The sequence below is a fragment of the Curtobacterium subtropicum genome (assembly GCF_030362975.1).
Taxonomy (GTDB): Bacteria; Actinomycetota; Actinomycetes; order Actinomycetales; family Microbacteriaceae; genus Curtobacterium; species Curtobacterium subtropicum.
Window position 1 is genome coordinate 122,562 of record NZ_JAUCMM010000003.1, and the last position, 23,191, is coordinate 145,752.

The 23,191-nt window shown below is 69.9% G+C and carries 17 protein-coding genes; 9 read left to right on the forward strand and 8 right to left on the reverse strand.

The window, feature by feature from the left end:
* The first annotated feature begins 92 nt into the window (after nt 1-92).
* Nucleotides 93-1,199: an alpha/beta hydrolase gene (locus QUG98_RS05895; protein ID WP_289469686.1), complete on the forward strand. Its 1,107-nt coding sequence runs from the start codon at nt 93-95 to the stop codon at nt 1,197-1,199.
* Between the two features lie 53 nt (nt 1,200-1,252).
* Here QUG98_RS05895 and QUG98_RS05900 read toward each other — a convergent pair whose 3' ends face one another.
* Genes QUG98_RS05900 through QUG98_RS05910 form a run of 3 tightly spaced genes read right to left on the reverse strand, consistent with a single transcriptional unit; the run spans nt 1,253 to nt 4,969 of the window.
* Nucleotides 1,253-2,389: an ATP-binding protein gene (locus QUG98_RS05900; RefSeq protein WP_289469687.1), complete on the reverse strand. Its 1,137-nt coding sequence runs from the start codon at nt 2,387-2,389 to the stop codon at nt 1,253-1,255.
* Between the two features lie 43 nt (nt 2,390-2,432).
* Nucleotides 2,433-3,665: a lipopolysaccharide biosynthesis protein gene (locus QUG98_RS05905; RefSeq protein WP_289469688.1), complete on the reverse strand. Its 1,233-nt coding sequence runs from the start codon at nt 3,663-3,665 to the stop codon at nt 2,433-2,435.
* On the reverse strand, nt 3,662-4,969 hold the full coding sequence (locus QUG98_RS05910) for an MATE family efflux transporter (protein WP_289469950.1): 1,308 nt from the start codon (nt 4,967-4,969) through the stop codon (nt 3,662-3,664). Before QUG98_RS05910 ends, QUG98_RS05905 begins: the two co-directional genes overlap by 4 nt.
* An 88-nt stretch (nt 4,970-5,057) precedes the next feature.
* Between QUG98_RS05910 and QUG98_RS05915 the strand changes: the two genes are divergently transcribed.
* Nucleotides 5,058-5,720 (forward strand): GAP family protein, encoded by a 663-nt coding sequence (locus QUG98_RS05915; RefSeq protein WP_289469689.1) that lies wholly within the window; start codon nt 5,058-5,060, stop codon nt 5,718-5,720.
* Between the two features lie 159 nt (nt 5,721-5,879).
* Here the strand turns inward: QUG98_RS05915 and QUG98_RS05920 are convergent, their stop codons facing one another.
* Nucleotides 5,880-7,217: a uracil-xanthine permease family protein gene (locus QUG98_RS05920; RefSeq protein ID WP_289469691.1), complete on the reverse strand. Its 1,338-nt coding sequence runs from the start codon at nt 7,215-7,217 to the stop codon at nt 5,880-5,882.
* Nucleotides 7,218-7,380: 163 nt separating this feature from the next.
* Here QUG98_RS05920 and QUG98_RS05925 point away from each other — a divergent pair, with 163 nt between their 5' ends.
* Complete coding sequence (locus QUG98_RS05925) at nt 7,381-8,775, forward strand: glycosyltransferase family protein (protein ID WP_289469692.1); 1,395 nt, start codon at nt 7,381-7,383, stop codon at nt 8,773-8,775.
* Nucleotides 8,776-8,833: 58 nt separating this feature from the next.
* On the opposite strand, the gene QUG98_RS05930 is transcribed toward QUG98_RS05925, so the two are convergent.
* The 3 genes from QUG98_RS05930 to QUG98_RS05940 are packed head-to-tail and all read right to left on the reverse strand — an operon-like array spanning nt 8,834 to nt 12,121.
* On the reverse strand, nt 8,834-10,141 hold the full coding sequence (locus QUG98_RS05930) for a glutathionylspermidine synthase family protein (protein WP_289469693.1): 1,308 nt from the start codon (nt 10,139-10,141) through the stop codon (nt 8,834-8,836).
* Nucleotides 10,141-10,512 (reverse strand): tRNA-dihydrouridine synthase, encoded by a 372-nt coding sequence (locus QUG98_RS05935; protein ID WP_289469694.1) that lies wholly within the window; start codon nt 10,510-10,512, stop codon nt 10,141-10,143. Before QUG98_RS05935 ends, QUG98_RS05930 begins: the two co-directional genes overlap by 1 nt.
* A 16-nt stretch (nt 10,513-10,528) precedes the next feature.
* Nucleotides 10,529-12,121, reverse strand: coding sequence for an APC family permease (locus QUG98_RS05940; protein ID WP_289469695.1), 1,593 nt, complete (start codon nt 12,119-12,121; stop codon nt 10,529-10,531).
* A 104-nt stretch (nt 12,122-12,225) separates the two neighbouring features.
* Here QUG98_RS05940 and QUG98_RS05945 point away from each other — a divergent pair, with 104 nt between their 5' ends.
* Entirely contained in the window at nt 12,226-14,190 is a 1,965-nt protein-coding gene (locus tag QUG98_RS05945) for a M13 family metallopeptidase (RefSeq protein WP_289469696.1), read from the forward strand.
* Entirely contained in the window at nt 14,190-15,173 is a 984-nt protein-coding gene (locus QUG98_RS05950; protein WP_289469697.1) for a serine hydrolase, read from the forward strand. Before QUG98_RS05945 ends, QUG98_RS05950 begins: the two co-directional genes overlap by 1 nt.
* A 1-nt stretch (nt 15,174) precedes the next feature.
* On the opposite strand, the gene QUG98_RS05955 is transcribed toward QUG98_RS05950, so the two are convergent.
* A complete protein-coding gene (locus QUG98_RS05955) occupies nt 15,175-15,864 on the reverse strand; it encodes a DUF4232 domain-containing protein (protein WP_289469698.1) in 690 nt (229 codons plus the stop codon).
* 104 nt (nt 15,865-15,968) lie between these two features.
* Between QUG98_RS05955 and QUG98_RS05960 the strand changes: the two genes are divergently transcribed.
* The 4 genes from QUG98_RS05960 (at nt 15,969) to QUG98_RS05975 (ending at nt 22,600) form a co-directional block, all read left to right on the forward strand.
* Nucleotides 15,969-16,247: a hypothetical protein gene (locus QUG98_RS05960; RefSeq protein WP_289469699.1), complete on the forward strand. Its 279-nt coding sequence runs from the start codon at nt 15,969-15,971 to the stop codon at nt 16,245-16,247.
* 326 nt (nt 16,248-16,573) lie between these two features.
* Entirely contained in the window at nt 16,574-20,053 is a 3,480-nt protein-coding gene (locus QUG98_RS05965) for a PA14 domain-containing protein (RefSeq protein ID WP_289469700.1), read from the forward strand.
* A gap of 868 nt (nt 20,054-20,921) precedes the next feature.
* Entirely contained in the window at nt 20,922-21,827 is a 906-nt protein-coding gene (locus tag QUG98_RS05970; protein WP_289469701.1) for an RHS repeat-associated core domain-containing protein, read from the forward strand.
* Nucleotides 21,824-22,600 (forward strand): tetratricopeptide repeat protein, encoded by a 777-nt coding sequence (locus tag QUG98_RS05975; protein ID WP_289469702.1) that lies wholly within the window; start codon nt 21,824-21,826, stop codon nt 22,598-22,600. Before QUG98_RS05970 ends, QUG98_RS05975 begins: the two co-directional genes overlap by 4 nt.
* The last annotated feature ends 591 nt before the right edge of the window (nt 22,601-23,191 follow it).

A 23,191-nucleotide genomic window follows, 5' to 3' on the forward strand; every position in this document is an offset into this window, starting at 1 on the left:
CGACGCCCGGCTGAGGACGGGCTGGTGGTTCCCTCAGTGCCGAGGGCCCGCACCACCGTCTGCTCCCGGAGACGCTCCCTACGCTCCGACACGTGCAGCAGGTCCGTCGTTCCGGTGTCGTGACGTGGGTCGTCGTCGTCCTGGTGGTCGCGGCCGTCTCGGTGGCGCTCACCCTGGTCGCCGTGCGGTCGTCGCGACCGGACGGGTCCGCCGTGGCTGCTCCGGCGCCGAGCGCGTCCCGGACCGCCCCGCGGAGCACGCCGACCGCCTCGCGGAGCACCCCGACCGCGGGGACCAGCCCGCTCGGCATCCCCGCGGCGGAGCGACCCGAAGCGGACGAGCCGTCGAGCGTCGACCTCGCGACGACCTGGGAGCCACCCGCTGACCTGCCGCAGCAGGGGCGCCTGCTCCGCGTCGCCGTCCCCGGCACCACCTCGCACTTCGTCGCGCGGGACGCACTCCTCTGGCTCCCGCCGGCGGCACTGGTCGCCGACCCGCCACCGCTGCCCGTGGCGGTGCTGATGGCGGGCCAGTCCCGAGGGGCAGGGCCGGACGACCTCGAGACCGCCGGGCACATCGCGCAGACGATGGACGCGATCGCATCTCTGAACCGCGGACTCGCACCGATCGTCGTCGTCCCGGACCAGCTCGGGCCGCAGTCCGGCAACCCGATGTGCATCGACGGTCCGCTCGGCAACAGCAGCACGTACCTCGAGCACGACGTCCCCGCCTGGATCACGAGCCACCTGCGCGTGCAGACGGGAGCCGCTGCGTGGACGATCGGCGGGTTCTCGCAGGGCGGCACCTGCGCGATCCAGCTCGGCGCCGGCGACCCCGCGCGATACGGCAACATCGTCGACGTATCGGGCGAACTCGGTCCCACCCTCGGGAACGCGGCGCGGACGATCGCCCTCGGGTTCTCGGGGGACGCGGCGGCGTACCGGGCGGCCCAACCGCTGGCGATGATGGCGCGCCACGGGCGCTACCCCTCGACGTGGGCGTTCTTCACCGCGGCGGCGCTCGACCACAAGTACGGTCCGGCGATGCCCGTCGTGGCCGCGCGGGCGGCTGCGGTCGGGATGCACGTCACGACGTGGGTGCTGCCGGGGGCGCGGCACGACTGGGCCATGGCGAGCGCCGCGCTCGCCGCGGGCATGGCGTGGCTGGAGCCGCACGTGGGACTCGCGGCATCCGGCTGACGAGCCCCGCGCCGATGATCAGCGCCGCTCGGGGAGTCCCTGCCGTGAAGTGGTCAGGACTGCTCTGCCCGGATGAAGGCAGCGAACCCAGGGATGGTGAACTCGAGCATCCCCCGGTCGGCGGGTTGGACCAGGCCCTTGTCGATGAGCCTCGCCCGCGGTGTCGAGAGCTGGTTCGTCCCGGTCTCCAGTGCAGCCGCGATCGACGATCGGGACTGCGGACCGTCGCCGAGCTCCGCCATGGCGGTCAGCATGCGTCGTTCCGAGTTCGAGCAGGCGGACCACCGGGCGCGGAAGAGAGCATCGAGGTCCGCCTGCATCGAGTGCTGGCCCAGTTCCACGGACCGGACGTCAATGATCGTTCCCGGGTCCGGTCGTCCGGCAGCCGTCCACGTCGCGTCGGCGATCAGCTGCACGGAGTACGGGTAGCCCTGCGCGATCGTCAAGGCTCGATCGACGGCTTCCGGACTCCACTGCACGCCGAGGAGACGAGCTGGTCCGACCAGGGCGATCTCTTCCGCGTCGCGATGCAGAGGACCGAGCGGCCGGTAGGCGAGGCGCTCGCTGAAGGTGACGACCTCTGCGATGGTCTCCGGTGCGTTGAGGAGTCCGGCTGCGAACACGGCGGCCGGGACGTCCGCGCCTTCGGCTTGGAGATGTTGCCAGGCGTACACCAAGGTGCGAAGGCCGGCTGCGTCAGCCGACTGGATCTCGTCGACGAGGATCACGAGCGGACGCTCGGCGGTGGCAGCGCGGATGACGTCCTCGAACGCGCGGGCGCCCGTGACGGCGCTCTCGTCGTCCTGAGCAGCAGCTCGGAAGGTCCCCGTCGCGGTCGCGATCCCCGGGACTCCCAAGGAGAGTCGGACCGAGTCGACCCTGTCGCGCAGCGCCGTACCAGCGGTGTCATCGTTCCGCTGCAACTCATCGACGATCTGACGGATGAGCCCCGGGGTCTCACCTGCGGTCACCCACACGGTGTTCGCTCCCCGGAGGACGGCACGGCGTTGGTACTCGCGGAGCAAGGAGGTCTTGCCGAAGCCACGGGCGGCATGATCGACCCTGATCCGACCCACCAGGCGGCGGAGGTCGACCAGGACGGACAGGCGCTCGTCCAACTCCGCGAGTTGGTGCGCGCGACCAGGAACAGCGCGGGCGATCTCACCCGGCGTGTAGGGGCTCGGCTGCACGATCCTCCGATGATCTGTTATGAAAGAAGTGTTTCATAACAAACTATCGCGCCCGACGCAGCCCCAGCACCACCACCGTGACGAGGTTCACCGCACTCCCCACCAGGAACCCCGTGCTGCCCCCGGCCACTCCCCACGTCGGCGCGAGCACCGCCATGAGCACGACCCCGACGACGAACCCCGCGACCGACGCCAGTGCCACCTGTCGTGACCGCCCCGACGCGAGCAGCAGTGCCGCGGGGACGAGCCCGACCGTGAACACCCACACGCCGACCATCAGGTACCGCAGGTCTGCGACGGCCTCGGCACCCTCTGCCGGGTAGACGAGCGGCAGGAACCACCCGGCGAGCCACGCCACGAGCCCGAACACCACGGCCGTCGCCGCGGTGAAGCCCCCGACGAGCACGAGCACCCCGCGCGAGCGCAGCGACCCGCCGTCCGACCGGTGCGCGAACGCCGGCACGAGCACCTGACCCAGTGCCTGCCCCACCATCGAGGCCGGTGTCGCGAGGGTGAACGCGGCCGCGTAGACCCCGGCCTCGTGAGCGGACACGGAGACCTGTGCCGCGATCATCGTGAGCTGCAGCAGCCCGTTCGACGTCGTGACGGCCAGGACGTTCCACGCCGCGAACGCGAGCAGTCCGGCGGTCGGCTCGGCGGGCGTCCCGGGTTCGTCGATCCGGTTCCCCCGCGGCCAGCAGGCGATCGCGAACACGGTGTACCCGATCGCCAGCGGCAGCAGCACGAGCGGCTCGAGCCGTGCGACGCACGCCGCGACGAGCAACCCGAGGGCGAGCAGGCTCGTGACCGTGTCCCAGAGTGCGACGCGGGGAGCCCGGTCGTACCCGAGCTGGGCGCCGCGGGCGTAGCAGTACAGGCCGTACCCGACGACGACCCCGACGCCGCCGACGACCATCCCCGGGCTGGCACCCCAGGCCAGGGCGACGGGTACGGTCACGGCGGCGAGCACGACGCTCGACACCGCCATCGAGGCCCCGAGCAGCCGGTTGACCGCCGTGTCCGACCGACGGCCGCGCAGCGCGATCGCGAGCACGCGCGACGCGGTGTTGCCCGCCGCGTTCGGCCAGAGCAGCGCGGTGAAGACCGACAGCGACAGCAGCGCGGTGGTCTGCCCGAGGGTCTCGGTGCCGAACACCCGTCCGACGACGACGGTGACGAGCAGCTTCGCGAGTCCCTGCACCCCGATGCCGACGGTGGCGAGCAGGGCCGACGACGCGACGCGCCCGTGCCCGTGCCCGCGCGTGCGCCCGCTCACCGCGCCAGCGCCTGTTCGACCCAGCCCCGCCGGTGCGCCCGCACCCCGAGGGTCACCGCCCGGACTCCGATGTAGCCGAGGGCGAAGGCAGCCCAGAGCCCCGCGAGCGTCCCGCCGACCCAGAGCAGCAGCGGCAGGTAGACGACCAGGTTCACGAGCCCCGCCAGGGCCAGGTACCGCGCGTCCCCGGCGCCGATGAGCACGCCGTCGAGCACGAAGACGTACCCGGCGACCGGCATCCCGACGGCGATGAGCACGAGCACGAGCGGCAGGGCCGAGCGCACCGCGGCCGAGTCGGAGAAGACCGGACCGAGCACCCCGCTGACGAGCACCACGAGCACGCCGAGGACCACACCGCCGCCGATGCCGAGCACCACGAGCCGCCGGGTCACCAGCCGTACCCGGTCGGGATCGCGCGCGCCGAGGCCGTGGCCGACCAGCGCCTGGCCCGCGATCGCCAGGGCGTCGAGGGCGAAGGCCAACGTCGAGAACACCGTGAGGCCGACCTGCGTCGTCGCCAGGCCGGTCGTGCCGAGCCCCGAGGCGGCCGCGACGGTCGCGAGCATCGCCACGCGCAACGACGCCGTGCGGAGGAAGAGCCAGGCGCCGGACCGGAGCGCCCGGACCACGCCCGACGCCCCGGGCCGCAGCGGTGCACCCGACGCCCGGGCGGCCCGGACGGCGATGACGACGTACACGACGGCCATCGCCCACTGCACGATCACGGTGCCGGCCGCAGACCCCTCGACGCCCCAGCCCGCGCCGTAGATCAGCGCGGCGTTGAGCAGCCCGTTCGCCACGAAGCCGATCGTCGCGACGACCAGCGGCGTCCTGGTGTCCTGCAGCCCGCGCAGCAGCCCGGTCGAGGCGGTCACGACGAGGATCCCGGGGAGTCCGACCAACGACACGGTCAGGTACGCGGTCGCGGCGGCCGAGACCTCCGCCGAGGCGCCGAACAGGTCGACGAGCGGTCCGGCGAGCGGCCATCCGACCAGCGCGAGCACCACTCCGAGCCCGAGCGCGAGCCACATCCCGTCGATGCCGGCGTGCACCGCACCACGACGGTCTCCACCGCCGAGGGCGCGCGCCACCGCGGGCGTCGTCGAGTAGGCCAGGAACACGAGCAGGCCCGTGACCGTCTGCAGCACGACGCTCGCCAGGCCCACGGCTGCCAGCGCCGTCGCGCCGAGGTGCCCGACGAGCGCGGTGTCGGTGAGCAGGAACAGCGGCTCGACGACGAGCGCGCCGAGGGCCGGCAGCGCCAGCCGGACGATGTCCCGGTCGACCGATCGACGCTCGGTCATCGCTGCGGGCGAGGTCGGTCGGGGCACCGGACCATCCTGCCGGAGTCCGAGCAGCACCGGCTCGTCCCGCCGTCGGTACGCTGCGGCCGTGGACCTCCTCGCCCTCGCGCCCGGCGCCGTCGGGATCGCGCTGAGTCCGCTCCCGGTCGCGTCCGTGGTCTTCCTGCTCGGGCACCGCCGTGGGTTCGCGCCGGCGATCGCCTGCACCGCGGGGTGGGTCGTCGCCGTCGCCGCGGCCCTCGTCCTGGCGGTCGTGGTGGGGGAGCGGCTCCCCGTGCAGACGGCTGGCGGTTCGTCGGTCCAGGCGATCGTCGCCCTGGTCGCCGGCGTGGTGCTCGCCGCGCTCGCGGTCTGGCAGTGGCGGACCCGCCGCCTGCCGGACGGCTCCCCGTCGAGCACCCGCTGGGCGGACGCGGTCGAGCGGGTCGGTCCGGTGCACGGCTTCGGGCTCGGGGTGCTGCTGTTCTGCAACCCGAAGGCTCTCGTCCTCGCCCTGACCGCGGGGCTCGCGTTCGGTGACGCCGAACCGGGCCCCGGCGAGGCACTGGCGGCCGGTGCGGCCTTCGTCGTGGTCGCCGCATCGACGACGGTGCTGCCCGTGGTCCTGGTGCTCGCTGCCGGTCCACGAGCCCACCGGCCCCTCGCCGCGATGCGTGCGGGGATCGCCCGGTGGGGCTCCGTCGGTCTGGTCGCGGTGCTCGCCGTCCTGGCGGTGGTCCAGCTCACGGTGGGCCTCGTCGGCCTCCGCTGACGCTTGCCGGCAGGCCGGGGTGGGCCAGCGGAGCGACCGGGACGCGACGGCCCGTGGCGGGTTCGCAGGCCGGGGCGGGCCAGCGTGGCGACCGGGACGCCACGGACGGGAGGCCCGTGGCGATGTCGCCACGAGCCTCCCGTCCGGTGGTCCCGCGTCTCAGTCCGCGCGCGGCTCTGCCGGGATCGCCCCGGTGGCAGCGCGTGCCTCGTCCGACGCCGGCGGTGTCGCCGGATCGGTCCCGCGCGCCCGACCGACCAGATCCATCAGGTGGTACACGACGATCGCGGCGACCGTCCCCACGATGATCCCGCCGAAGGTCGCGCCCCCGAACGAGAACGTGAAGTCGGCGATGCCCATGATGAGCGCGATGCCGGCGGTCAGCTGGTTCTTCGGCTTGGCGAAGTCGACGCGGTTCTCGACCCAGATGCGGATGCCGATGACACCGATCAGGCCGTAGAGCGCGGTGGTCGCACCGCCGAGCACTCCGGCCGGCACCGAGGAGATGACCATCCCGACCTTCGGCGACAGGCCCAGCAGGATCGCGACGATCGCGGCGACCCAGTACGCGGCCGTCGAGAACACGCGGGTGGCGGCCATCACGCCGATGTTCTCGCCGTAGGTGGTCGTCGCGGAGCCACCGCCGGCGCCGGCGAGCACGGTCGAGACGCCGTCGGCGAAGAGCGCGCGACCCGTGAGCGGCGTGAGGTCGCGGCCGGTGAGCTGCCCGACGCCCTTGACGTGTCCGACGTTCTCGGCGACCAGGGCGAGCACGACCGGCACGAAGCCGAGGTAGATCGCGAGCTGGCCCGGGTCGAACGCCGGGGCGGTGAACGTCGGCAGCCCGATCCACGGGGCGGACGCGACCTTCGTCAGGTCGACCTGACCCGCGATCAGCGCGGCGAGGTAGCCGACGAGCACGCCGATGACGATGGACAGGCGACCGAGCAGCCCCTTGAACAGGACGGTGACCAGGATGATCGCGGCCAGCGTGATCAGCGCGACGACCGGGGCCTTCGTGAAGTTGTCCCGCGCGGCCGGCGCCAGGTTGAAGCCGATCAGGGCGACGATCGCTCCCGACACCACCGGGGGCATCAGGCGGTCGATCCACCCGGCGCCCGCCAGGTGCACGATCGCACCGACCAGGGCCAGCAGGAAGCCGACCACGATGATCCCGGACAGCGCGAGCGGGATCCCGCCGATCTTCGTCGCGGCGCCGATCGGGGCGAGGAACGCGAACGACGAGCCGAGGTAGCTCGGCAGGCGGTTGCCGGTGATCAGCAGGAAGAGGATCGTGCCGATGCCGCTGAACAACAGGGTGGTCGACGGCGGGAACCCCGTGATGAGCGGAACGAGGAAGGTGGCGCCGAACATCGCCACGACGTGCTGGACGCCGAGCCCGATGGTGCGACCCCAGGAGAGGCGCTCGTCCGGCGCCACGATCGTCGAGGAGGAGACGGTCGCGCCGTCACCGTGCAGCTTCCAGCCGAGTCCCATGGCAGCACCGTAGCGGCTGCCGTCCGGTCCAGCCGTCCGTGGGACGCTGGCTGTGGGGAACACGCCACCTCCGGAGAGGAACGCACCACTGCACACGACACGCTCCCGACGCGCCAGCACACGGCTCGCGGCCCGGTCGGCGACGCGACCCTGGATCGACCTGGTGGTCGTCGCCGCCGTCGTCTTCGTGGTGGCCGCGTCCGTCGCACGGGCCTTCACCTACCCGCCGTTGGACGGCGGCGACGAGCCCGCACACCTCGACTACGTCCTGTCGGTGTGGCACGCGCACCTGCCGGTCTTCGAGGAGGGCATCACGTACCACGCCCCGTTCGGCGGCACGACACCGGTGCAGTGGGTGGCGCAGCACCCGCCGCTGTACTACCTCGTCCTGGCCCCGGTCGTGGGGCCCCTGTTCGACAGCGGGGACGCGCTGGCCGCTGTGCTGGCCGGACGGATGATGAGCGCTGCGATAGCCGGCGGTGTGGTCCTCGCGTCGGCGTGGGCCGCCTGGCGGTGCTTCCCCACCGCCCGCCTGCTGCCGGGCGCGGTCGCCGTCGTCACGGCCTTCGCCGGCATGCTCGTCCAACAGGGTGGGTCGATCTACAACGACGTCCTCTTCGTACTGTTCTCGGTGCTCGCCTGCGGGATCGCCGGCGCGGCGCTGCGGACCGGTGTGACGACCAGGCTCCTGGTCGGCGCCGCGATCGTCGGCGCCGGGGGCATGACCACCCGCCTGTCCTTCGCACTCTGGCTCGTCGCCCTGGTCGTTGCGCTGGCGGTCGCCCGCACGGTGCGGATCGGCAGGCTCACCGGTGTGCCGGCACGGCTGCTCGCAGCCGCCACCCCCGTCGTCACCGCCGCGCTCGCGTCGGGGTGGTTCTGGGTCCGCAACCAGCAGCTGACCGGGTCGTTCAGCGGCCGGCAGGCGGACTGGGGGATCGAGAACATGGGGCGCGTCGTGCGCCCCAGGGCGGAGGTCGCGACGGACCCGGACTTCTGGACCGGACTGTTCGGGATCTACCGGGGCGTCCTGGACCCGGCCGAGCCGGTCCAGCTCGTGCAGTGGGTGCTCATGGTCCTCCCGATGGCCCTGGCGGGTGTCGTCGGGACCTGTGCGGTCGGACGTCGGGCCGTCGGACGGTCCCGCACCGTGCCAGCGACCGCCGGACGGCGACGTGACCGGACGTCGACGACGCTGATCGTGCTGATGTTCCTCGCGGTCGCAGCGATCCTGACCGTCGTCGAGATCGACTACGTCCACGGCGGTGGTGCACCCAACACCCGCTACTCGCTGACCATCCTGCCGATCATCACCATCGTGATGGGCGCCGGACTCACCGCCCTGCCACGACTGTTCCCGGTGCTGCTCACCGCGTGGGTCCTGCTGGCCTGGGTGCCCTACCTGTCCCTCGTCGACCTGCAGGTGTCGACGATCGTGCCGGACGCGGCAGGGGTCGTCCAGGTGTCCGTCGGAGCGTCGGCGGTCGCCGCCGCGGCGATCGTCGTCAGCGCCTGCACGACCTCTCGGCGCACGGGGATGCGGGTCTCCGGACCGTGATGCCGGCGGAATCGGTCCGACGCCGAGCGTTCCGTCACCGGGCAGGTGGACGGGCTGGTCAGCTCTGCCTGATGAGGTTCGGGGCGAAGCGGCACCAGTAGTCGGTGATCGGGCCGTCCGACTCGCGGATCCCGACGCCGAACGACTCGCCGTCCACCACCCACGACCCGAGCACCGGGTGGTTGTGCCCGTTCGACCCGGGGAAGTCCGGCAGCTCGTGGTACTGCTGCCAGACCCGCTCACCCGACGTGCCGGCGCGACGGTACTCGGAGCCGTTCGACGTCGCCGACCCGTCCGCTCGGTGGACCGTGATGCCGTCACCCTCGCGCCCGAACACCGGCTTCACCACGAAGTCCGTCATGCCGTTCGGGCCGTCGGCGTACGACGGCAGCAGGTTCTCGTGCCCGGGGAACAGCCGCCAGAGCGCCACGAGCAGGAGCTTGTTCGACAGGAACATCTTCCAGGCCGGTTCGTACCAGTGCCCGAGCCGGCCCCGGTCACTGACGAGGAACGCGCCGAACTCCTGGTCACCGGTCGCCCGGTCGTCCCCGGAGACGAGGTCCTCCCACGGGTAGAGCTTGAAGAGGTTCCGGATCACCGGCCACTGGGTCCCCGGCTCGTCGCCGGGCAGCGTGAAGACGCTGCGCGCCGAGCCCGCGGGCTCCTGGTTCCCGACGAACTGTCGCGCGATGCCGTGCCAGCCGATGTCCTTCATCTCGATGCCGGTGTGCTCCCACCCGGCCTCCGCCGCCAGGTCGCGCATGTAGGCCACGGTGTCCCAGTCCTCCCCGGCGGTGTCGAGGTCGGAGTGCGCGACGAACAGCCGACCGCCGTCCTCGGACCGCAGCGACTCGTGCAGCAGCGTGCGCCAGCGGGCGACGAGCGCCTCGTGGATACCGTTCCACTGGTCGGTGTCGGCGGGCAGCTCGCCGGACTCGACGCGCTCGCGCATCCAGTGCCACTGCGTCACCGACGCCTCGATCAGGCCGGTCGGGGTGTCGCCGTTGTACTCGAGGAGCTTCGCCGGCGAGCCGTCCCCGGCGTACGCCAGGTCGAAGCGGGCGTAGACGTCGGGCTCCGCCTGCTCGAGCGACCACGCGGCGAGCTCGAAGCCGTCGCGTGTGAGTCCGAGGGTTCCGAGCTCGCCCGACGCCATGTAGCGCGCAGCTTCGAGGCACATGCCGTGCAGCTCCTCGGTCTGCCGCTCGAGCGCCTCGACCTCGGGGAGCGTGAAGACGTACGCGGCGCCCTCGTTCCAGTACTCGACATCGGTGCCGTCCTCGCGCACCGAGTGCGAGTAGACGAGTCCGGTCTGCTGGATCCTCCGGCGCCAGTCGGCCCGCGGGGTGAACTCGACCCGCTCCATCAGCCGCCGAACCCGCCGTGCTCGCCCGAGCCGCCGAACCCGCCCTTCGACACCGAGCTGCCGCGCGACGAGATCCCGGACTCCGCGGTCTTGCCCGACGGCAGCGAGCTCGTGCCGCCCGAGACCTTGTCGCCCACTGCCGGGACCGTCGTGCTGCGGTTGCTGCTCACGGGCAGGTAGTACCAGCCGGCGGTGCCGCCGTGGTTGTTGCAGTCGTCGTCCGGCAGACGCTTCTGCGTCGCGTTGTCGCGGCAGATCTTCGCGTAGTCGGCGTCGACACCGGACCCCTCACCACACCCGGTCAACGATGCGGCCAGGGCCGCGACCACCCCGATGGACACCACGCGCGATGCGCGACGACGAACACTCACGAGACGACTGTAGCCATCAGCGTGCTCCGTGCTCGGCTGCGTCGTCGAGACCGACGGCAGCGTCGTGCGACGCCGGTCCGTCCTGCGCCGTCCGTCCGGCGAAGAAGGACGGGGACCGGACGCGCCAGAGCACCATCAGGACGATGCCCACGGCGAGGGAACCCACACCCACCACGGCGACCGCGCCGATCCCGAACACGGTGACGTCGTGGCCGCTGTCGTCCTGCAGCCAGTCGGGGCGGGCGAACTGCGCGAGCCCGTAGGCGAACGTCAGGGCAAGCGATGCTCCGCCGACGAACGGGAGGACCCCGCGCACGACCAGGTCGTGCGCACTGTCGAGCAGGGTCCTCCGGAAGACCCAGACGCACGCGAACCCGGTGAGCGCGTAGTAGAAGGCGATCAGGAGCCCGACCGAGCCGATGAGCGCCGTGAGCAGGTCGCCGGACACGATCGTGCAGAGCACGTAGCAGCCGGCCGAGGCGATCCCCATCCCCCACGTGGACCAGGTCGGGGTGCGGAACCGCTCGTGCACTCGGGCGAAGCGCGAGGGGAGCGCCCCGTGCGAGGCCATCGAGAGCGCCGTCCGGGCGGTCGGCAGGATCGTCGTCTGCGTGCACGCCGCTGCCGACGTGAGGATCGCGAAGGCGAGCAGCGCCGTGGCCGCGTGCCCGAGGACCGACGAGCCGAACAGCGTGGGGGCGATCGCCGCGAAGACGTCGTCGGCGTTGCCCGGTGCCCCGAGCCCGATGCCGTCCGTCCCCACCCCGGCGAAGGCGATCGTGGCGGTCGCGACGAGGACGTAGCCGACCAGCAGGAGGACGGTGCTCGTGACCGCTGCCCGGCCCGGTGTCCGGCGCGGATCGGTCGTCTCCTCGTTGAGCGAGAGCGCAGTGTCCCAACCCCAGTAGATGAACAGTGCGGTGAGCATCGCCGGGGCCACGACCGACCCGAGGTCCATGCCGCTCGGCCAGAGCCAGGCGAGCGAGGGGGTGGTCGACGTCGGCGTCCCGGTGCCCGTGAGCACCCGCGTCGCAGCGACGCCGGTGAGGACGAGCAGCGCCAGGACCTCGACGGCGAGGAGCGCGACCTGCAGCCGGGTCGAGACCTCGACGCCGAGGTGGCACACGACGGTCATGACCGCGATCCACGCAACGCCGGCGACGGTGGACCAGAGCACGTCGTCACCGAGTGCTGCGATCGCTGGGTCGTCGATGACCGCCCCGACGAACGTGTACCCGTACGAACCGGCGACCTGCGCCAGGTTCGCCATGACGATGACGTCCGCGGCGATGATGCCCCAACCGCCCATCCACCCGGCGACCGGCCCGAACGCTCGGGTCACCCACGTGAAGGTGGTCCCGCAGTCCGGGTCGAGACGGTTCAGCTCCCTGCAGGCGACCGCGATCATCCACATCGGGACGAACGCGAGCAGCAGGACGGCCGGCGCCTTGACCCCGGCCAGCAGCACGCCCCCGCTCGCCACGACCAGGCCGAGGCTCGCGGCCAGGCTGTACGCCGGCGCGGTCGACGACAGCCCGACGACGATGCTGCCGACCAGGCCGACGGCGCCCGGCCGCAGCCCCTTCGCCGTCGCGGTGCGGTCACTCATGCCTGCACTCTGCACGATCTCGGCGCGGGTCACGAACCCCGGTGCCGCAGCCAGGGTGTCCCGGCCTCCGCGCCGGCCGGGCACCGGTGGCTATCGTGGAGCGCATGACCGACGTCGCACGCACCTCAGGGATCCACACCGACGAGCTCGACCCGGACGTCCGCCCGCAGGACGACCTCTACCGGCACGTCAACGGGACGTGGATCGCCGAGACGCCGATCCCCGACGACAAGGCCCGGTACGGCTCGTTCACGGTGCTCGCCGAGGACGCCGAGGTCGCCGTGCGCGAGATCGTCGAGCGCTCGCAGCAGGCCGAGCCCGGCACCGAGGAGCGCAAGGTCGGCGACCTCTACACGTCCTTCACCGACGAGGAACGGCTCGAGTCCCTCGGCACCGGTCCGATCGACCCGCTGCTCGGTGAGATCGACGCCGTCGAGACGACCGACGACGTCATCGCGATGGTCGGGCGCTTCGAGCGCCTGGGCCTGCCCGGGTTCATCCAGCTCTTCGTCGACAACGACCCGGGTGACCCGGAGTCGTACGTCGTGTTCCTCGAGCAGTCCGGCCTGGGCCTGCCCGACGAGTCGTACTACCGCGAGGAGCGCTTCGCCGACATCCGCGCGAAGTACCGCGAGTTCGTCGCGTCGATGTTCCCGCTGGCGGGCTTCGCCGACGCGGGGCAGAGCACCGAGGCCGTCATCGCGCTGGAGACGGCGCTCGCCGCGGTGCACTGGGACAACGTCACCACCCGCGACAGCCAGAAGACCTACAACAAGATGACCTGGGACGAGGTGACGGCGCTGGCGAACGGCGCCGACCTGCACCTGTGGTGGCAGGCGATCGGTGCGCCGGCCGGCGCGTTCGAGACCGTCGTCGTGCGCGAGCCGTCGTTCATCACCGGGCTCGCGGAGCTCCTCCGCTCGCAGCCGCTCGACGCGTGGAAGGACTGGCTGCGCTGGCAGGTCATCCGCGGTTCGGCGGCGTACCTGACGAGCGCGATGTCCGCGACGAACTTCTCGTTCTACGGCACGGCGCTCACCGGCGCCCCGAAGCAGCGCGAGCGCTGGAAGCGCGGCGTCTCGCTGGTCGAGGGCGCGATGGGCGAGGCCGTCGGCCGCATCTACGTGCAGGAGCACTTCGACGAGACGTCGAAGGCCGAGATGGACGACCTCGTCGCCAACCTGGTCGAGGCGTACCGGCAGAGCATCACCGGCCTCGACTGGATGACCGACGAGACCCGCGCCCGGGCCCTCGACAAGCTCGACAAGTTCACGCCGAAGATCGGTTACCCGGTGAAGTGGCGCGACTACTCGGCCCTGTCGGTCAGCCCTGACGACCTGGTCGGCAACGTCCGAGCCGTCGCGAGCTTCCAGGTCGACCGGGAGCTCGGCAAGATCGGCAAGCCGATCGACCGCGACGAGTGGTTCATGACCCCGCAGACGATCAACGCGTACTACAACCCTGGTTTCAACGAGATCGTGTTCCCCGCGGCGATCCTGCAGTTCCCGTTCTTCGAGGCCTCGCGTGACGCGGCCGCGAACTACGGTGCGATCGGCGCGGTCATCGGGCACGAGATCGGCCACGGCTTCGACGACCAGGGGTCGCAGTACGACGGCGACGGCCGCCTGCAGAACTGGTGGACCGAGGCCGACCGTCAGGCGTTCGAGGAGCGCACGAAGGCCCTCATCGCCCAGTACGACGCGCTCGTGCCGACGGAGGTGCCGGACGGACACGTCAACGGCGCGCTGACCATCGGCGAGAACATCGGTGACCTCGGCGGTCTGTCGATCGCGTGGAAGGCGTACCTGCTGTCGCTCGACGGCCAGGAGCCGCCGGTCGTCGACGGCCTGTCCGGTGCCGAGCGCTTCTTCCTCAGCTGGGCGCAGGCCTGGCGGATGGCGATCCGCCCAGAGGAGGCAGCGCGTCTGCTGAGCATCGACCCACACTCGCCGAACGAGTTCCGCTGCAACCAGATCGTGCGGAACATCGACGGCTACTACGAGGCCTTCGGCGTCACCGAGTCGGACGCGATGTACCTCGACCCGGCCGAGCGCGTCGCGATCTGGTGATGACCGAGCCGGACGCGGCTCCGTCGTCCGAGCCGAGCGCGGAGCAGGGGGCCGACACCGGCCCGTCCCGCCGTCCGCGGCGCCGACACCATGTCGACGCCGCGGACGGCGCCCGCGTGCGTGGCCGCCACCGCGGGGGTGCGGACGAGCGGTTCAGTGCCGGCCTGGAGGCACTGGGTGCGCTGGCTCGGGACGGCGCGTCCGTCAGTGCCTCGGTCATCGACACCTCGACCGGCAAGGCCCTGCTCGCCGTGGACGACACGCTCGTGCAGCCGGTGGCGAGCCTCGGCCGGGTGCTGCTCCTGATCGAGACGGCCGCCCAGCTGGAGGACGGCCGCCTGCACGGCGACCGGCTGCAGCGGATGGCCCGGGACACCGCCACCGGTGCCGGCCTGTGGCAGTTCCTGCAGGAGTCGACCATGCAGGTCCCGGACCTCGCGACGCTCGTCGGGGCCTCGGCGGACGCCTGGGCCACGAACGCGCTGCTCTCCGCCGTCGGCATCGACGCCGTGCGCGAGCGTGCCGAGGCGCTCGGCATCGAGCGGACCGCGCTGATCGACCGGGTCCGGGACCGCCGGGGCCCCGACGACGCTCCCGATGCCTCGGTCGCGCCGGCGGGAGAGCTCGCGTGGCTCATGCGCGGTCTCGCGCTCGGCGAGGTCGTCGACGAACCGGTGTCGAATCGGGTGCTCGGGTGGCTCTCGCTGGCGAGCGACCTCAGCCTGGTCGCCGGCGCCTTCGGCCTGGACCCGCTCGCGCACCGGGCGCTCGACCACGGCCTGCAGGCGGTCGTCGTCACGGGGTCGTCGACGGGGGTGCGGGCCGAGGCGGGCATCCTGCGCGGACCGGGCTCGTCGGTGAGCTACGCGGTGACGGTGACGTTCGACGACGCGACGCTGCAGCGGCGACTCGCGGTGGTCGAGGCCCTGCGGACCCTGGGCACCGAGGTGCTCGAGGTCGTGCACGCCCCCTCGTACCGCTGACTCAGTCCGCGGCCTGGCCCTCGGGCACGAGCCCCTGCACGTTCAGCAGACCCGCATCGGTCGACCGGCACGCGGTGACCCCGGAGTCCCGCACGAACAGCGATTCGGTCGACCCGGGCGGGTACACGCGGAAGCCGTCGGCGGCCACCGGGTCGCACTTCGCTGTCGGGTAGTTCTCCGCCTGGGTGATCTTCAGCGGCGCGACGGCGACTGCGCCGGGTGCGAGCGTCACGGTCGGGTGCGCCGATGCCTCGTCGCGGGTGGCCGCCGCCCCGATCTGCTCACCCGAGCCGCCGCCGACGAACGAGACCCCGGGCCACCCCTGCAGCGTGCAGGTCGTGGAGCCGGTGTTGCGGAGCGCGAGGTGAACGTACGTGCTGCCGGCAGCGCCACCGCTGCCGGACTCGATGCTGCCCGTGAGCGACCCGGTGGCACACCGACCGCCGTCGCTGCCGGTCCCGCCGCCCGCAGATCCGCCGCTCGCCGAGCCACCGGTCCCGGAGGCTGCGGTCGAGGAGGACGGCGTCGAGGACGCGATGGACGAGGGCGACCCAGCAGACGGGGTCGCCGTCACAGTCTCGGTGGCGGTCGGCGCCGTGTCCGAGCCGCTCGACGAACAGCCGGTGAGCGCGAGGGCGAGCACGACCCCGGTGCTCGCGAGGACGATGGGTGTGCGGGTGCTGCGGTGCATGCCTCGACGCAACACCCGGCCCCACTCTCTGGACTCGGGCGGCGTCCAGTCGTCACGGGCACACTCGCGTCACAGCCAGGAACACGAGCGACGGAGGTCGGAACATGGCAGGCAAGCACGAGCAGGCTCGCGGCGACGAGGGACGAGCGGACGGCGTCGACACCCGCGCCGGAGCCTTCACGGACAGCGAGATCCCCGGCGAGCACCGAGTCGAGTCGCACGAGCCCGCCGGTGAGTTCGTCTCCAGCGACATCCCCGGTGAGGCGCGGCCCCAGGGTGCTGGCGGCGCGGACGAGGGCGAGTACGTCGAGTCAGACATCCCCGGCGAGGCCGAGCCGACCCCGACCGGCGAGACCGGCCACTACGTCGACAAGGACGAGTGAGGCACGGGGTGACTCCGGTTCGAACTGACCGGCGTCGCCCACTCCCCACTGAGGGGCGGCTTCCTGTGTGAAGCCTCACCTGTACGCCGTACCCCGGAAGCGGTTCCACGCCGGAAGTGGTTCTCGCTCGTCGGCGTGTCCACGCAGCGCGGCCGATCGTGCCCGTACCCCGGTCGTCTCATCGTCCCCGAACGGGGGGCAGAACCGATGGTCCGGCTGGGTGTCGCTGTTCCTACGCTCAGTCTTCGTGCTCCCAGGGGAGCGGAGCAGGGCCGGTGTCGAACCGGTCGGAGCAGTAGGGGAGTCCCATGCGGAGGCGGGGACCGGTGACGACCGACATCCGCTACGACGGAACGGACCGAGCCGTCTCGGTCACGCTCCCCGCCCCCGACGGGGTGAGCAGTGCCTCCCGTCCGCAGAAGACGTACGGCTACGGCGCCGCGGATGCGAGCGGGAACCGCACCAGCTCGGTCGACGTCGCGGGGATCACGGTGCCCAACGGGCACGCGTCGACGGTGACGACGGATGCGGCGCTGCGGCAGACGTCGGCGACGTCCGCGTCGGGACTGACGAGCACCACGGTGTGGAACAGCCGCGACAACCAGCTCGCGTCGATCGACCCGCAGGGTCGTGAGTCGAGCACGGTGTACGACCAGCAGGACCGCGCAGTGGCCTCCTACGGGCCCGCACCGACGTCCTGCTTCGGACCGGTGCAGCCCGCGACCGCGATCCAGAACACCAACGGGCCGCTGCCCACGGGTGGCGTCTGCGCCGGGACCGGCACCCCGGTGGCGCAGACCACGACGACCATCGACGGCAACCTCCGTGGGCTCGCCGCGTCCTGGTACAACAACCAGACGCTCTCCGGTGCTCCGGCGGCGATGACGCTCGGGATCCCGGCGGCACCCGGCGGGACCGGTGGACAGACCGACGGCGCCGTCAACTACGACTGGTCGACGGGGAGCAACGCGGTCAGCCCGCTGACGTCACCCACCGGCACTGTCGTCGGCGGGTCGAGCGGTGCGAAGTGGACGGCGTCCTTCACGGGCCTGATCACCTTCCCGACCGCCGGCACGTACCGCTTCTACACGTGGGCCGACGACGGCACGAAACTGTGGGTCAACGACCAGCTCGTCATCAACGACTGGAACGGCGGCGCCCCGCACATCGCTGCCGCGACGAAGCCGTTCACGGTCGTCGCGGGGCAGAGCCTGCGGATCAGGCTCAACTACCTGCAGCAGGTCGGCACCGCCCGGCTCGCGTCGGCGATGACGACCGGTGCCGTCCCGGCCGGGTACACGGCCGCCGACGTGGTGCCCGCGTCGATGCTGTCGCCGGCGTACAACCTCGGCACGTCGTCGACGACGGCGGACTCGGTGCCCTCGGGGGCGCAGGCGAACCAGATCAGCCCGATCACCACGGCCACGACGTACTCACGGCCCTGGTACGGCACGGTCGACGGCACCACCGTCGACCCGGCCGGGCTGGCCCTGAAGACCTCGACCACCACCGAGGCTCCCGGCGCCGGCTACCTCCGCTCCCTGACCCGCACCCTGCCCGCGCAGGCGGCGGCCGCGTCGACGAACGCGTACTTCGGTGCGTCGCAGACGATCAAGGACGCCTACGGCACCACCGACGGGCAGATCTGCGGCGTGGACGTGTCCACCCCGCAGAACGGGATGCTCAAGTCGACCACCGGACCCACGCCCGCGACGGGCAGCGCCGTCGTGACGTCGTACCTGTACGACGTGTGGGGTCGCACCGCCGGGACCAAGACCTCCGGCGACGCGGACTGGTCGTGCGTGACCTTCGACACCCGCGGCCGCGCGGTGAAGACGGTCACGGCGGCGTTCAACGGGCAGCCCAGCAGCACCGCGACGACCGCGTACTCCGCGGACGGGCTCACCACCGCGGTGGCTGACGGTGCGGTGCCGGGGTCCCCGAACGGATCGACGACGACCACCACGACCGACCTGCTCGGCCGGACCGTCAAGTACGTCGACGTGTGGGGCACCACGACCACCACGTCCTACGACCAGGCGGGCCGGGTCACCTCGTCGCTGGCGGTGACCGCGGACGGTGTGCAGCACACGACGGGTCAGTCGTACGACGTGGACTCGAAGGTGACGCAGTTCACCGTCGACGGCAAGGTCGTCGCGGTCCCGACGTACCAGCAGGGTGAGGTCACGTCGGTGGCGTACCCGGCAGGTGCCGGGAACGCTGGCAACGGCACCTCGGTGGCGGTGACGAAGGACGGTGCTGGTGCGCTGACGGGGTTGGCGTGGTCGTTCCCGAACGGGCAGCCGCAGGTCACCGACCAGGTGGTCCGGTCGCAGTCCGGTGACGTCCTGCAGGACACCACCGCGCTCGGGGCGACGTCGAACGTGTCGTCGTACTCCTACGACACGGCCGGGAGGCTCGTGGCTGCGTCGATCCCGCGGCACCGGTTGACGTACGGGTTCGGCACCGCAAGCTGTGCACAGTCGGGTGCGATTGCTGCGGCCGGGCGGAACGGGAACCGGACGTCCTCGTCGGACCAGCTCCTGGACGCTGCCGGGAACGCGCTCGGGTCGGCGACGCAGGTCGCGTCCTGCTTCGACGCTGCGGACCGGCTGATCGGCACCACGGTGACGAACCCAGTTGCCGGCGCAACGCCGGTGAACCAGTCCCTGATCGGGTCGCAGCTGGTGTACGACGCGCACGGGAACACGACCACCCTCGCGGACGAGAGCCTCGTGTACGACGGGCAGGACCGGCACGTGCAGACGGCCCTGGCGGACGGGTCGACGGTGTCGTACGTGCGGGACGCGTCGAACCGGATCGTGCAACGCACCGAGCAGACCCCGGACGGGTCGAAGACGGTGACCCGGTACGGGTTCACCGGTGACGGGGACACCCCGGACTTCGTCTACGACGGGGCCAGCAAGCTCACCGAGTGGGACCTGCCGCTGCCGGGCGGGGTGACGGCGGAGCTGCGTGGCTCGAGCGCGGTGTGGTCGTACCCGAACATCCACGGCGACATCATCGCCACCGCCGATGCCACGGGACAGCTCGCGTCCCAGGTGTTGCCGGTGTACGACCCGTTCGGTCAGGTCATGGACCAGACCACGGGCCTGTTCGGCACGGCAGCGGCGAACCAGGCCGGGCCGGACACGCAGCAGGGCAACGCGGACTACGGGTGGCTCGGGCAGCACCAGAAGCTCAGCGAGCACCTCGGCTCGATCGCCACGATCGAGATGGGCGCCCGCCAGTACGTCGCAGCCCTCGGACGGTTCCTGCAAGTCGACCCCGTCGAAGGTGGCACCGACAACGCGTACGCCTACGTCAACGACCCGGTCAACGCGTTTGATCTCACGGGCACTCGATGCATCTCGAAGCAGTGCGGATCGAAGCATCGGGTAGCGTCGAAGCGGGCGCGCCCAGCACCGATCTCCGCGAAGACGAAGCGGACTTTAACTCTGCTGTCCAATATTGCGAATACCCTTTCAGCTGTGATTGGTTTCGCGTCCTTCTTCTTCCCTGGACCGCTTGGCGCGGTTCTCACTGCAGGATCCTTCATAACTGGAGTCGCGGGGACGCTGCTAGGATGCATTATCACTGGAGTGAATGCCAGTTGTGTCGCGTCAGCCATCATGACCGGAGTCAGCGCCGCTGGCCCGATCGGAAAAGGTCTTTCCAGGCTCCAAATAGTGAAAGAATCAGCGGCGGTTCTGGCGGACAGAATCATCAGTATCGGAGTTTTCCACTACGGTGCGGTCGGTAGCATCACGTCTTGGGGTGGTTATGCGCGAGCTAGAAGGCGGTAGTGCTTGGCGGACCGGCCGACGAGTCCTCTGGAGCCTTGGGTTGCTACTGGTCTCGACAGGTTTGTTCGCGTTGGTTGGTACGTGGTCGTATCGACTGCCGGACGCATCGGCTTGGAAAGCGACAGCCGAAGCAGTCGCCTGGATATCGTTGACGCTAGAGGTGGTCACGGGTCTGGTGACTTGCTACCTGTATTGGCGACTGCACGTCCTCGTGCGGCGCGAACACCAGGCCGGATACACAACCGTCCTGTGGTCAACCGACCCCGTCGAGGTCATCGACCCGAGGACTGGGATGACTCTCCGTAGGGCGGGAGACCCCCCGTTGGAAACATCCGCGGATCTGAAGCGCGCGCGGACGGCCGCCGAGCGACGATGCAAGAACGGACAATGAACGCCCAACCGCAGCTTTTTCTCTTTCCTGGCGTGGTCAGTGGGAACGGCGGTCGGTGGTTTCGCACTACTTGCGAGCGCCCTCGCTGGATCATCGACCGACCCAGGGGCTCACGTGATTCGCTCACATTGCTGCCCGCAGCTCCTACATGCCTCGCACTATTCGGCTACCTGAGCGCCGAACCGCGCAGGCGTTCAACGGGCAGCCCAGCAGCACCGCGATGATGGCGTACTCCGCGGACGGGCTCACCACCGCGGTGTCCGAGAGCAGTGTGGCAGGCTCCCCGAACGGGCCGACGATCACCACCACAACCGACCTGCTCGGGCGGTAGTTGAAGAATTGTGGTGCGAAGCCTGAGGTCGTTGTCGACACAGAGCGCTCCCGCGCTGATACAGCGCCCGCAGTTGCAACTATCGCGCTGGAGGTGTTCGGTGAATCGTACAGCGCACCGAGCAGACCCCGGACGGGTCCAAGACGGTGACCCGTTACAGGTTCACCGGTGATGGGGACTCTCCGGTCTTCGTCTACGACGGCGCGAGCAAGCTCACCGAGTGGGACCTGCCGCTGCCGGGCGGTGTGACGGCGGAACTCCGAGGTTCGTCGGCGCTGTGGTCGTACCCGAACATCCACGGCGACATCGTCGCCACGGCTGACGCCACGGGGCAGCTCGCGTCCCAAGTGTTGCCGGTGTACGACCCGTTCGGTCAGGTCATGGACCAGGCCACCGGCCTGTTCGGCACGGCGACGGCGAACCAGTCCGGCCCCGAAACGCAGCAAGGGAACGCGGACTACGGATGGCTCGGGCAGCACCAGAAGCTCAGCGAACACCTCGGCACGATCGCCACGATCGAGATGGGTGCCCGACAGTACGTCGCAGCCCTCGGACGGTTCCTGCAGGTCGACCCCGTCGAAGGCGGCACCGACAACGCGTATGCCTACGTCAACGACCCCGTCAACGCATATGATCTATCAGGTGAATTTGCTGTGGCGCTGCTTGGTCTCGCAGCATTCGCAGGAGCAGACTTCTGGAACCCTTTCGGATGGATCGCTGCGGCCCTTCTTGTTGGCATTCTGGTTGGCATGGCGGCTGGGTACGCCTACAAGATGTATAACAAGGCGAAGAAGCGTAACGACGACGCTGATGCGGCGCCAAAGGTCAGACCAACGCGAAAAGAGAAAAAAGGCGACACTTCGCAGTTGAATCAGAAGAATCGGAAGGGTCACCGTGGCGGCAATGACAGTCAAACGCACGACCATGGTAATCACGGCGGCGTTCGGAAAGTTCCCGACAATCCGAACACGAAGAATCCCCGTCAGAAACGGCAGCAGCAGTTAGAGCAGGAACAGGCTAGAAGCAAGAGAGGCCGGGGAGGCGCTCGATGAGAACAAATAAGCTATTCAACCTGGGGAACGCCCTCTTCGATTCCGGGAACGTTGCGGATGCAGAAACAGTATTTCGCGCGGCCGCGGAGTTGAGAGACTCCGATGCGGCATTCAATCTGGGAAACCTGTTCAAAGTCTCTGGCAAAACGAAGAAGGCTCTTATCTGGTGGGCGCGTGCCGGCAAGGCTGGTGTGACCGAGGCCTTCTACAACTTAGGGTCGGCACTGGAGGATCGTGGTGATCTTGTTGCTGCCAAAGATGCATACACGGAGGGAATTGCAGGCGGCGATCCGAAGTGCGCTTATGCTTTGGCTTGGATGGAGAAACTAGACAAGAATGACGATGAGGCGATGCGTTTGATGAATATCGTCGTCGATTCGGACGACCCCACCATGCAGGTGGAGGCGGCCGGAGTTATCGGGGTCTGGAGATTCGACCAGGGTTACCGCGACGAGTTTACGGAGAGCTTGCTGGTGCGCGGATTTGCTCTCTACCCAAGCGCTGCCCCTACGCTTTGCAGGCTTTGGGCTGATCAAGGCCGATTCCTGCTCGCTCGATTGACACTTGAAAGCCTGCTGGACACCAATGTCGAGGCGGCCGTCCCTCTCGGCAATCTGCTACTCAAGCAGTTCGATGATATTGAGGGTGCTCGCGCGGCGTTCAAGAGTGGGCAGGCAAGGGGGGACACCTACGCTGCCGAGAATCTGGAGCATCTTGAACTAGGTCGCAGCATTGCGCACAACGGGCCGACGGGGTTCTTAGAACGCGAGTAGGAATGACGCAGAGTTTCGATGAGCGACTGTCGACACGGCGCCAATGCCGGCTGTATGACAAGTGCCGTAGGTTTAGCTTTCGGTGGGATCGGCAAAGTTGCAAGAGGAATGATTCGGGTGGGAAAGATGTCCCTGCGAACGGTTCACAACATAGATACGGTTTCGAACATCGCCGCATCTCATTACGGAGCGGTGAAGAACGTCCGCGGACGAGGGAGCTATGCGAGACGCCGTTAGGCCATCTGCGGTTCGGGCATCAGAATGCCTTGCCATAGCCGGAGGGGCAATGCTGTTCTTCGCTCTGCTGGCTGCATTGCTTTGGCAGTTCTCTCGAAATGAAGACCTGTCGACAGAAGTTCGGGATTCGCTCTGGAATGCCGCAACTATAAGTGTCTATGTAAGCATCATACCTTGCGGCTTGGCTACGACTTGGTTCTACTTGCGCTGCTTCAGCCTAGCGAAACGCGAAGAGGCAAATGGATATGCCACGGGATTATACAATCCGCGTAAGGTCCGAATAGTTGATGTCAAAACCGGATTGACTCTTCGTGAGGCTGATGATCCTCCATTCGAGAATCGCGTCGAGATTGC